Genomic DNA, 11,396 nt, shown 5'->3' with positions numbered 1-11,396 from the left:
TTTCGGGCCGAGGGCGTAGAGCCACCCCATGGGTGGCTGTTCTTCGTTCCGGCACCGCGCAGCCACCCATGGGGTGGCTCTACCGTCATTCGCGTTGCCGCGTTTCCAGCAGGTCCAGGTTGCGGATCAGCCGGCGCGCGATCTCGTCGGAGATCCGGCCGCGCCGGGTCAGCCGGAACAGCTCCTCGCGCTCGGCGGTGAGCCCGGCGGTGCGCAGCTGGCGGTAGCCCTGCTCCATCCGGCGCACCTTCTCCGGGTCGCTGTCGGGGCCCTGCTCCTTCTCCAGGTTGCGCTGGTACAGCAGGCTCACCCGCGACGCCGCGTCGTTGTAGAGCTGCACATTGTCGGTGGTCTGGTTCTGCACCAGCTGCTGGCGCATGCGTTCCACCCCGGCCAGCGCCGCCTTCGACGCCAGCCGCCGGGCCAGGTCCTCCTCCTTGCGCTCGCCCGAATCGGCCGGCAGTTCCAGCCCCTTCAGCAGGCGCGGCAGCGCCACGCTGGCGCCCACCAGCGACACCAGGATCACCGCCGCGGCCAGGAAGATCACCAGGTCACGCGCCGGGAAGGCACTGCCGTCCGGCAGGAACAGCGGCAGGGTCAACACGCCGGCCAGCGTGATCGCACCGCGCACACCGGCCAGCGAGGTGGCCACCACGATCCGCCAGGAGGTACCGGGGCGCGCCTCGCCGCGATGACGCGCGCGCAGCACGCTCCAGCGCAGCGACAGCCACACCCAGGCCAGGCGCAGCAGCACCAGCGCCAGATTGATCACCACCACGTACACCAGCAGCCACCACGCGCTATGGTGGCCGCTTTCGCTCACGGTGGTGATGGCGCGGTCCACGATGCCGGGCAGCTGCTCGCCGAGCAGCACGAACATGATGCCGTTGAAGCTGAACTGCAGCATGTTCCACACCGCCGTGCGCTGCACGCGCATGCTGCCGGAGACGCGGCCGGTGAGCTCCACATAGCTCATGGTGATGCCCGCCGCCACGGCGGCCAGGATGCCGGAGGCATTGGCCTCTTCGGCCAGCAGGTAGGCGGCGAACGGAATCAGCAGGTTCACCAGCAGCGCCGCGCCGGGCTCTTCGCCGAAGCGCCGCCACAGCCAACGCTGGAAGGTGGATACGCCCAGCGTCACCGCCACGCCGATCGCCAGGCCCGCCACCGCCACCCACAGGAAGGTGAGCGAGGCGGAGGCCAGCGAGAACGTGCCGGTCATCACCGCGGCCACCGCGAAGCGGAAGCAGACCAGGCCGGAGGCATCGTTCAACAGCGACTCGCCTTCCAGGATGTGCATCAGCCGCTTGGGAATCGGCGCGCGCGAGGCGATCGAACTGACCGCCACCGGATCGGTCGGCGAGATGATCGCCGCCAGCGCGAACGCCACCGCCAGCGGCATCACCGGAATCATCCAGTGGATAAGCAGGCCTGCGCCGATCACGGTGAACACCACCAGCCCGAACGCGAGCTCGAGGATCACGCCCTTGTCGCGGAACAGGCCCTGTTTCGGAATGCGCCAACCGTCCAGGAACAGCAGCGGCGGCAGGAACAGCAGGAAGAACATCTCCGGTTCCAACGCGTGGCCGCGGTTGAATACACCGGAAATGACGGCGCCAAGGCCGATCTGCACCAACGGCAGCGGCAGCGACAACGGTAGTACGCGGACCAGGTAGCCGCTGGCGACTACCGCCACCAGCATCGCCAGGACGACTTCAATCGTATGCATGCATTTTCCAGAGAGCCTGGAAAAAAATTACCACACCGACCCCGAACCGCGTACGACAGCGGTCGCCGCAGCTCAGCGCGCGGCGGGCAACGGCGCTGTGGTCAACCGCCCGTGCGCGGGGCCGGCGGACGCGTGCAACACGGCATGCGGCGCGCTCACGCCGCCGCGCCGTCGAAGCGGTAGATGTCCATCGCCAGCATGCCCGCGTCGATACCGGCGTCGATGCGTTGCGCACCCAGCACCTCGCCGCCGGCCGCACCCAGCGCGAAATGCAGCGGCTGGAAATGCTCGTCGGTGGGGTGCGCGCGTTCGGCGTACGGCGCCTGGCGGCGGTAGTCGAGCAGCGCGGCACTGTCGTTGGCCTGCAGGCGCTGCTCCACCCATTCGATGAAGGGCCGCACGTACGGCGCCTCGCCCCCGCTCTGGTACTCGCGGAAGTCATGCAGGTTGTGGGTGATGCTGCCCGAACCGACCAGCAGCACGCCCTGCTCGCGCAGCGGTGCCAGCGCGCGACCCAGCGCGAACTGGTGGGCCGGGCCCTGCAGCGGCTGCAGGGCCAGCGGCACCACCGGAATGTCGGCCTGCGGGTAGAGCAGGCGCAGCGGTACCCACGCGCCGTGGTCGAGGCCACGAGTCGGGTCCACGGCAGGCGCCAGCCCGGCGTCGGCCAGGCGCTGCGCGACCTCGGCGGCCAGCGCCGGGTCGCCCGGCGCCGGGTACTGCAGGTCGAACAGCGCCTGCGGGAAGCCGCCGAAATCGTGGATCGTCGGCGGCTTCGGGTGCGCACCCACCACCGGCTGGCGGGTCAGCCAGTGCGCCGACGCCATCACGATCGCGCGCGGGCGCGGCAGCCGCGCGGCCAGCTCGGCCAGCCGCACGCCCACCAGCCCCGGGTGCAGGGCGGTCATCGGCGAACCGTGGGAGATGTACAGCGAAGGCAGGCGGGTCATGGCGGTGCTCCAGTGGGGACGCGGCAACGGGCGGGGTCCGATGCCAGACCGCCAGCGTATTGCGTCCACCAGAGCGGATAAATACGATGATCCGACGCTGTTCATTACAGGATTCGCAACAATGGACACTCTCGAGGCGATGCGCGTGTTCGTGGCGGTGGTCGAGCGCAATGGCTTCAGCGCCGCCGCGCAGGCGCTGGAGATGTCCACCGCGGGCGTCACCCGGCAGATCGCCGCGCTGGAAAAACGCCTGTCCGCACGCCTGCTCAACCGCACCACGCGGCGGGTGAGCCCCACCAGCACCGGCGCGGCGTACTACGAGCAATGCGTGCAGCTGCTGGCGCAGTTCGATGCGCTTGAGGCCGGCATTGGCGCGCAGGCGCTGGAGCCTTCGGGCCTGCTGCGCATCAACGCACCGGTGAGCTACGGCATTGCCCGGCTCGGGCCGCTGCTGGCCGGGTATCGCCAGCATTACCCGCAGGTGCAGCTGGATCTCTCGCTCTCCGACCGGCTGGTGGACATGGTGGAGGAAGGCTACGACCTGGCCATCCGCATCACCCGCCAGCCCGGGCCGTCGCTGATCGCGCGCAAGCTGGCCGAAACCCGCATCAGCCTGTGCGCGGCGCCGGCCTACCTGGCTGCACATGGCCACCCGAAACAGCCGGAAGACCTGGCCGCGCATGAGTGCCTGGGCTACAGCTACTGGGGCGGCGGCGATGCGTGGCAGCTGCGCGGGCCGCGCGGCGAGGTTTCGGTGGCGGTGCACGGCGGCGTGCGCGCCAACAATGGCGATGTGCTGCGCGAGGCGGCGATTGCCGGGTTGGGCATCATCGTGCAGCCGGATTTCCTGGTCGCTGACGCGTTGGCCGATGGGCGGCTGGAGCGGGTGTTGCCCGAATGGGAGGTGCCTGCCATCGGCATCTATGCGGTGTACACCAGCAGAAGCCATCTGGCGCCGAAGGTGCGCAGCTTCATTGATTATCTGGTGGAGGCGTTGGCGGAGCCGGCGGGGTAAACCCGATCGGGTGGCGCCGACTGGGTTGCAACGACTGGGTTGCGACGACGGGAATGGGCCGACTGGGTAGAGCCGACTGTTAGTCGGCTGAGCGCGAAGCGCGCGGTTTACGTGTGCCGGTGGGGGAGCAGCCGACTAACAGTCGGCTCTACCCCGCCGGCTCTACCTGCACTGCGGCGGTCTCCAACCTCGCGATCACGTCCACCAACGGTGCCGGCCGGCCGAGCAGATAGCCCTGCACCTGGTCGCAGCCGTGCGCGGCCAGCCACTGGTGCTGGCCCGGCGTTTCCACGCCTTCGGCGATGATGGTCAGCCCCATGCTGTGCCCCAGCGACAACAGCGCGCGGCAGATCGAGGCGTTGCGCGGGTTGGTTTCCACGTCCGCTACGAAGCTGCGGTCGATCTTCAGGATGTCCAGCGGCAGGTGCTGCAGGTAGGACATGTTCGAATAGCCGGTGCCGAAATCATCCAGCGAAATGCAGATGCCCTGCTCGTGCATGCGCTGCATGGTCTGCTTGGCCTGGCCGGGTTTGCGCATCAGGCTGCTCTCGGTCAGCTCCACGTGCAGTGCGCCGCGGGCCAACCCGAACTCCTGGCTGGCGCGACTGAACTCGGCCACCAGGTCGCTGTTGAAGAACTGCACGGCGGAAACATTCACCGCGATCGGCAGGTCCCATCCGGCATCCACCAGTTGCCGCTGCGCGCGCGCGGCCTCGCGGATCACCCAACGCCCCAGCGCCAGGATCAGCCCGGTGTCTTCGCACAGCTGGATGAACTCGCCCGGGGGAATGAAGCTGCCGTCGGACTGCGGCCAGCGCAGCAGCGCTTCCAGCGACGCCGGCGTGCCGTCGGTGGCGTGGCAGATGGGCTGGAAATAGAGCGCGAATTCGGCGTCGATCGCGCTGTGGATGCGCCCAGCCAGGCGCAGCCGGTCGGCCAGCCGTGCACTCACCGCACTGTCGAACCACGCGATCACGCTGCCTTCGTCGCGCGCGGCATGCGCGGCCTGCGCGGCCATGCTGATGACCTGCTCGGCGCTGACCACATCGCCGTCGTACTTCACCGCCACGCCGATCCGCGGCTCGAACTGGTGCAGCCAGTCCTGCCCACGCACCGGCTCGGACACCGTCTGCACCAGCGTGTCCAGCGCGGTCTGGCGTTCGTGGTCGTCGCGGATGGCGAAGATGAAATCCTCTGCCGGCTGGAAGGCCAGCAGCCCGTAGCGCACGCCCAACCCGCCCAGGCGCTTGGCCATGGCCTGCAACACCACCTCACCGACTTCCCGGCCCAGCGTATCGGCCACCAGCTGCAGCCCGCGGAACTGCACGTAGGCAATGGTGTAGCTGCCGCCCTCCTCGTCCAGCTGCGCGGCCAGCGCGCGCGTGTTGAGCAGGCCCGTGGCCGGGTTGTGGGTGGCGTGGTAGGCCAGGTCGCGCTCGTAGGCCATGCGGTCGCTGATGTCCTCGGCCAGCACCAGGCATGCCTCGCGCCCGTCGAAGTCCAGCCGGGCCAGGTGCGCGCGCACCTCGAACAGGGTGCCGTCCTTGCGCCGGTGCAGCCGCACCTTGGCATCCTGCAGTTCGCCATTGGCCGCATTGGCGATGGCCCCACGGATCTCCTCCCAGCCTTCGCGCGGGCGGATGTCCAGGATGCTCATCGCCAGGAACTCGTCGCGGGTATAGCCGTACTGACGCACGGCCGCCTCGTTGACCTCCAGGAAGCGCAGCGTGTCCGGGTCGAACACCCAGAACGGCGCGGGGTTGCGGTCGAACAGCAGGCGGAACTGGCGCTCGGCCTGCTGCGCGCGCGCCAGCGCCTGCACCCGCTCGCTCACGTCGGTGAGCGCGCCGATCATGCGCCGCTCGCGGTCGGTCGCACCGACCTGCTGCCCGCGTGCGGACACCCAGCGGACGTGCCCACCGGGCAGCACGATGCGGAACATCTCATCGAGCACGCCGTTGTTGGCGAACGCATGGTCGAACGCCGCCTGCAGGCGCTGCGCGTCTTCGCGGTGCACGCGGTTGAAGAAGTCGGCCACCGGCAGGGCGTCGGCGTCGATGCCGAAGATTTCACGGGCCAGCGGCGACCAGCGCAGCACCGCCGCGTCCTCGTCCACCGTCCACGTGCAGATCTTGCCGACCTGGTGGGCCATGTGCAGTTCCGCATGGCCGGTGCGCAGCTCCTCGCTCATCGCATCCTGGCGGCGGGTGGCGCGGCGCAGGCTGGTGTAGACCAGCGCGAAGGCACCCCAGTACAGCAGATACAGGCCCACCGACGCCTGCACGTAGGGCCACCACGGCGCCAACACGTCCTGGCGGCCCAGCCCGGCGTAGACCGCCAACGGGTACTGGCCCAGCGTGGTCAGGGTGGCGATCCGCTCGACCTTGTCGATCGGGCTGTGCTCGACGCCCAGCGGCGTGACCGCGTCGCTGCCAATCAGCTCGCGCCGCTGCAACGCAAACGTGGGGCCATGCAGCCCGTCCATGTCAGGGCTACGGGCCAGCACATGGCCGCTGGCATCGCTGATCGAAATGACCCCGTTGCGGCCGGTGTCCAGCCCGTTGATGATCGACTCCAGCTCGGTGGTATGCAGCCGGCTCAACAGCCAGCGGTCCTCCCCCATGCGCAGCGCCAGTGGCAGCACCCAGCGGCGGCCGTCCAGCGGCTGTGGCGGCCCGAGATACAGGTAGCTGTCCGCGCCCCGGTGCGCGCCCACCGCCCACAGCGGCAGATTCAGATCGCCGCTGCCACTGGTCAGCGCGCGCCCGTGTTCATCCACCACCACGATGCTGTCCAGCTCGGCATGCCGCTGCAGTACTCCGCCGATGGCTTCGTCCAGCAGGTCGGGCGCCTGTTCCGGCACCCGTTCGAACAGCTGCGCGCCATCGGCGGCAATGCCGCGCATGGCCCGCTCCAGGTTGCGCAGCTCCAGCCGCAGCAGCCGCTGCGAGCCGGCGGCCAGTGCGGTGCTCTGCCGCTGCGCCGCTTCCTGGCGGCGCTGGAAATCGTTGACCAGCATGAGCACCAGGCCCACGCCCAGCAGCACGCCCAGACCGATGCCCAGCGACACGATCGCCCGCATGGGCCGCGCCATGGCGTGGCTCATCGCAGGCATCGCGCGTCTCTTCCGCAGTCACGGCGTGGCTTCATCTGTAAACGATTCCTGGTTTCCCCAAACCTGAGCGGCCGATGTCGCAATTTCTTGACGTCTGTTTTGCCGGTTTCCCCACCGGCAACGCCTTGCGCCAGCGCTTGTGGCCCAGCATGCACCAGCCCGCGCGGCGCGGGAAGCAGAATAACGGCCGTCACAGGTTGACCCCCCCCGATGAATGGCGGCAGGACTCGCCAGCTTCGGTAATTGAACCTGTCTGGGGTAGCGGCGGGCGGCATCCCCCCGGGGCAGCGAGGAATTAGACTTGGGGTTTTCCCGTTGCCTGAGAAGTCCATGTCCAAGCTGCGCCGCCCTACCCTGATGCTTGCCATCGCCGCCAGCCTGTCGCTGGGCCTGGCCGCCTGCGACCGTGAGCCGGCCGCCCCGACCGCCACGCCTGCCGCCGATGCCACCGCCACGCCGCCCGCCGCACCCAAGCCGCAGCTGGGCAGTTTCGGCTTCGACGCCACCGGCATGGACCGCAGCGTCGCCGCCGGCGACGACTTCTTCGGGTTTGCCAACGGCACTTGGGTCAAGAACACCGAGATTCCGGCCGATCGCTCCAGCTACGGCAGCTTCAACGTCATTTCCGAGAAGACCCTGGCCGACACCCGCGCCATCCTCGAAGGCGCGGCGGGCGACACCAAGGCCAGCGGCGAGACCAAGCTGATCGGCGACTACTACGCCGCGTTCATGGACGAGGCCGGCATCGAATCGCGCGGCATGGGGGCCATCAAGCCCGAGCTGGACGCCATCGGCGGCATCGCCGACAAGGCCGCGCTGGCCACCGCCCTGGGCGGCACCCTGCGCGCCGACGTGGACCTGCTCAACGCCACCAACTTCTATACCGACCGCCTGTTCGGCACCTGGGTGTCGGTGGATCTGCTGCAGCCCGACCGCAACGCGCCCTACCTGGTGCAGGGTGGCCTGGGCCTGCCGGACCGCGACTTCTACCTGCAGGGCGGCCGCATGGCCGAGCTGCGCAAGCAGTACCAGGCCTATATCGCCCAGGTGCTGCAGCTGGCCGGCGTGGCCGACCCGGCGGCCAAGGCGCAGCGCATCCTCGCGCTGGAGACCAAAATCGCCCAGGCGCACGCCACCCAGGAAGAAACCAACGACGTCGCCAAGGGCGCCAACGCGTGGAAGCAGGCCGACCTGAACGCCAAGGCGCCGGGCATGGACTGGACCGCCTTCCTGGCCGCCGCCGGCCTGGACAAGCAGGACGACTTCATCGTGTGGCAGCCCAAGGCCGTGGCCGGCATCTCGCGCCTGGTCGCCACCGAGCCGCTGGATGTGTGGAAGGACTACCTGGCCTTCCATGCGCTGGACCGCGCCGCGCCGTACCTGCCCAAGGCCATCGCCGACGCCCGCTTCGCCTTCCATGGCACCGCCCTCAACGGCACCCCGCAGCAGAGCGAGCGCTGGAAGCGCGCGGTGGATGAAAGCAACAGCGCCGTCGGCGAAGCCATCGGCAAGCTGTACGTCGAACGCCACTTCGACCCGGCCACCAAGGCGCGCGCCGACGAGATGGCCAAGAACATCATCGCCGCCTTCGCCAAGCGCATCGACGCGCTGGAGTGGATGTCGCCGCAGACCAAGGCGCACGCCAAGGCCAAGGTCGAAGGCCTCACCGTGAGCATGGGCTACCCGGACAAGTGGCGCGATTACAGCGGCCTGGAAGTGAAGCGCGACGATGCGCTGGGCAATGCCGAGCGCGCCAGCCTGTTCGAGTACCGCCGCAACCTGGCCAAGCTGGGCCAGCCGGTGGACCACAGCGAGTGGGCGATGCTGCCGCAGACCATCAACGCCATGAACGTGCCGCTGGAGAACCGCCTGGTGTTCCCGGCCGCGATCCTGCAGCCGCCGTTCTTCGACGGTGCGGCAGACGACGCGGTGAACTACGGCGCGATCGGCGCGGTGATCGGCCACGAGATCAGCCACGGCTTCGACAATGCCGGCGCGCTGTTCGACGAGACCGGCAAGCTGCACAACTGGTGGACGGCCGACGACCTGAAGAAGTTCAACGCCGCCGGCGATGCGCTGGCCGCGCAGTTCAGCAGCTACCAGCCGTTCCCGGGCGTGTCGGTGAATGGTCGCCTCACGCTGGGCGAGAACATCGCCGACGTGGCGGGCCTGGCCACCGCCTACGATGCCTACCAGCTTTCGCTGCAGGGCAAGCCGGGCCAGACCCTGGAAGGCTTCACGCCGGACCAGCGCTTCTTCCTGGGCTTCGCCCAGGCATGGCGCAGCAAGGCGCGTGAGCAGGCGCTGCGCAACTCGCTGCTGACCAACGTGCACGCGCCGGGCCAGTTCCGCGCGCTCACCGTGCGCAACCTGGACGCGTGGTACCCGGCGTTCGACGTCAAGGAAGGCCAGAAGCTGTACCTGGCCCCGGACAAGCGGGTCAAGGTGTGGTGATGGAAACGGGCGCTTCGGCGCCCGTTTTTTTTGGGGATGCGCTGCTGATCCTTGTGGGATCGGGGGGACAGCCCTCGGCGTCAACGGGACGGTGAACGGCCTGGTAGGGGCGGTTACCAATACGTCGAAGAGTGCGGCGTCACCAATGCGTCAACGTGCTGATCGGCACGTCCACCCGTGCACACGCACGTGCCGCCACGCCGTCCTGCAACGCGCGGCGGAACAGCGGTGACATGCCCTGCAGCAACCGCGCCGACGCACGGGCCTGGGTGCGCTGCAGCGGCGTGCGTTCGAGCATCGCCGTGGCCCACTCCGGCAGCAGCGCCGCGCCGGCGCCCAGGAACAGCTCGCGCGACAACCCCGCCATCGGCACCGGCAGGCGGATGCTGGACAGCACCGCCAGCACCTCGCGCGAGCGTGCATCGAAACGCAGCACCGATTGCTGCCGCGCGAAATACGCTGCCACCGCCGCTTCCGAGGCGGGCACATGGGTCGCGCCCAACGCTTCGGCCACGCGCCGGTATTCGTCGTAGTAGCGGTCGGCAATCGCCTCCGGCACGTCACGGCAGTAGCGCCGGTAGCCCTGCAGGAAACCGTACGCCTCGGTCACATGCACCCAGGTCAGCAGCGCCGGATCGTCGGCCGAATACGCCTGCCCCTCCGGCGTCTGCCCGCGCACCTGCGCGTGGATGCGCTTCACCTTCGCCACCAGCGCGTCCACTTCCTGCGTGGCGGCGTAGCTGGTGCACGCCACGAACGCCGTCGTGCGGCGCAACCGGCCCACCAGGTCGTCGCGGAAGTTGGAATGGTCGTACACCCCGGCCAAGGCCAGCGGGTGCAGGGTCTGCAGCATCAGCGCGCACAGCCCGCCGGCCAGCATCCCGGGGAAATCGGCGTGCACGCGCCAGGTCGCGCTGTCCGGCCCGAACCAGCCGGGTTCGCCCAGCGGGTGGTCGTAATCGATACCGCTCTGGCCACGGGGGAAGGCACTCAGCACCCAGCGGCGGATCGGCGCGGTGGCGGGGCTCGACAAGCGGTGCAGCAACGACGGCATCAGGCGGTCCAGAACGGGAAGCGGAGGCCGCGAAGCTGCGCGGTTGCGTCAATTCTGCGTGATCTCCGACACCCCGGCCACGTCGAGAACCGCAATTCCCCGTCGATTGTGCATTTGCAGCAAAAAAGGGGGCGGTTTTTGGACTTTTGCCAGCGGTTTTGAATGTCGCATCGCGCAAATTTTCTCGGCCATCGCCTATTCAGCAAACGCCCCTGCGGCGATTTGTCGCACTGCCCATTGCCAACCGCAACCAAAGTGCTAGAACTGAACCCGCCTCACCGTCCGTCCAAATGCGCCGCTGCACGTTCCCGAAGGAGCCCGTGATGATCGCTTTGTTCAAAGGTTTAGGTTTACTGCTCCAGGACAACGAGCTCTACGGCAGCCCGTTCGAGAAGCAGGTCGCGCATTGGCGCAACAAGAGTGAGCAGCAGATCCGCGAGGAAGTGGCCACCCTGGCCAAGGCCAAGGGTCAGTGGCTGATGGCGTCCATCGTGGGCTGGCAGGCGGCCTCGCTGCTGATCCTGGGCCTGATCGCCAATTACCTGTGGAAGGACGACTTCCATATCACCTTCACCCGCGTGGTGATCATCTTCGGTTCGTGGGTCTCGATCCTGTTCGTGATCTGGTTCATGGCCAACATGTTCGACCACACCGCCGGCTTCGAGCGCTGGATGAAGGCCTTCAACAGCCGCGCCCGCATCACTTCCGACGCCGACAGCATCGAGTGCGTGGCCGAAGCGCTGGACATGGCCCAGCACTACCCGGAAGTGCTGGACTACAAGCAGGTCGTCAGCGCCAAACGCGAGCTGCGCCACGAGGACATCCGCATCATGCGCGAGATGGGCCGCATGAAGCAGCACTCCGAACTGGTGGGCCAGCTCAACCATGTCGGCGAGCAGGACAACGGCCACAACCTGCATTTGCAGCCCGCTTTCTGACCACCTGGTAGTGGGGGGGGGGGGCCCGGCCCCCCCCCCCCCCCCCGCCCAGCATCAGCCGCAGGAACTGCGCGCGGTTCATCGCCGCGCGCAGCCTCCGTAGCGCCTGCCGTTGCCGCGTTCCATCAGACCGCGTCGGAC

The 11,396-nt window shown here is 68.6% G+C and carries 7 protein-coding genes; 3 read left to right on the top strand and 4 right to left on the bottom strand.

What is annotated here, in order from left to right; all coding sequences use genetic code 11:
* Positions 1–85: 85 nt before the first annotated feature.
* Positions 86–1,729 (bottom strand): Na+/H+ antiporter, encoded by a 1,644-nt coding sequence (locus tag ACOZHM_RS09830; protein ID WP_421569067.1) that lies wholly within the window; start codon positions 1,727–1,729, stop codon positions 86–88.
* Positions 1,730–1,884: 155 nt separating this feature from the next.
* Entirely contained in the window at positions 1,885–2,679 is a 795-nt protein-coding gene (locus ACOZHM_RS09825; protein WP_421569066.1) for a DODA-type extradiol aromatic ring-opening family dioxygenase, read from the bottom strand.
* 121 nt (positions 2,680–2,800) lie between these two features.
* Between ACOZHM_RS09825 and ACOZHM_RS09820 the strand changes: the two genes are divergently transcribed.
* Positions 2,801–3,694: a LysR family transcriptional regulator gene (locus ACOZHM_RS09820; RefSeq protein WP_421569065.1), complete on the top strand. Its 894-nt coding sequence runs from the start codon at positions 2,801–2,803 to the stop codon at positions 3,692–3,694.
* Between the two features lie 148 nt (positions 3,695–3,842).
* On the opposite strand, the gene ACOZHM_RS09815 is transcribed toward ACOZHM_RS09820, so the two are convergent.
* A complete protein-coding gene (locus tag ACOZHM_RS09815; RefSeq protein WP_421569064.1) occupies positions 3,843–6,809 on the bottom strand; it encodes an EAL domain-containing protein in 2,967 nt (988 codons plus the stop codon).
* 330 nt (positions 6,810–7,139) lie between these two features.
* On the opposite strand from ACOZHM_RS09815, the gene ACOZHM_RS09810 reads away from it, so the two are divergent.
* Complete coding sequence (locus tag ACOZHM_RS09810; protein ID WP_421569063.1) at positions 7,140–9,263, top strand: M13 family metallopeptidase; 2,124 nt, start codon at positions 7,140–7,142, stop codon at positions 9,261–9,263.
* Positions 9,264–9,402: 139 nt separating this feature from the next.
* On the opposite strand, the gene ACOZHM_RS09805 is transcribed toward ACOZHM_RS09810, so the two are convergent.
* Positions 9,403–10,317: an oxygenase MpaB family protein gene (locus ACOZHM_RS09805; protein ID WP_421569062.1), complete on the bottom strand. Its 915-nt coding sequence runs from the start codon at positions 10,315–10,317 to the stop codon at positions 9,403–9,405.
* A gap of 323 nt (positions 10,318–10,640) precedes the next feature.
* Here ACOZHM_RS09805 and ACOZHM_RS09800 point away from each other — a divergent pair, with 323 nt between their 5' ends.
* Entirely contained in the window at positions 10,641–11,255 is a 615-nt protein-coding gene (locus ACOZHM_RS09800; protein WP_421569061.1) for a hypothetical protein, read from the top strand.
* The last annotated feature ends 141 nt before the right edge of the window (positions 11,256–11,396 follow it).

It is taken from the genome of Stenotrophomonas sp. PD6 (assembly GCF_049199305.1).
Lineage (GTDB): Bacteria > Pseudomonadota > Gammaproteobacteria > Xanthomonadales > Xanthomonadaceae > Stenotrophomonas.
Note: the sequence above shows the minus strand (reverse complement) of the source record. Positions and strands in the feature narration are given on the sequence as shown.

Bases quoted from the DNA above. Each gene is read 5' to 3' on its own strand.
- ACOZHM_RS09830 (WP_421569067.1), bottom strand. From the start codon at position 1,729: ATGCATACGATTGAAGTCGTCCTGGCGATGCTGGTGGCGGTAGTCGCC.
- ACOZHM_RS09825 (WP_421569066.1), bottom strand. From the start codon at position 2,679: ATGACCCGCCTGCCTTCGCTGTACATCTCCCACGGTTCGCCGATGACC.
- ACOZHM_RS09820 (WP_421569065.1), top strand. From the start codon at position 2,801: ATGGACACTCTCGAGGCGATGCGCGTGTTCGTGGCGGTGGTCGAGCGC.
- ACOZHM_RS09815 (WP_421569064.1), bottom strand. From the start codon at position 6,809: ATGCCTGCGATGAGCCACGCCATGGCGCGGCCCATGCGGGCGATCGTG.
- ACOZHM_RS09810 (WP_421569063.1), top strand. From the start codon at position 7,140: ATGTCCAAGCTGCGCCGCCCTACCCTGATGCTTGCCATCGCCGCCAGC.
- ACOZHM_RS09805 (WP_421569062.1), bottom strand. From the start codon at position 10,317: ATGCCGTCGTTGCTGCACCGCTTGTCGAGCCCCGCCACCGCGCCGATC.
- ACOZHM_RS09800 (WP_421569061.1), top strand. From the start codon at position 10,641: ATGATCGCTTTGTTCAAAGGTTTAGGTTTACTGCTCCAGGACAACGAG.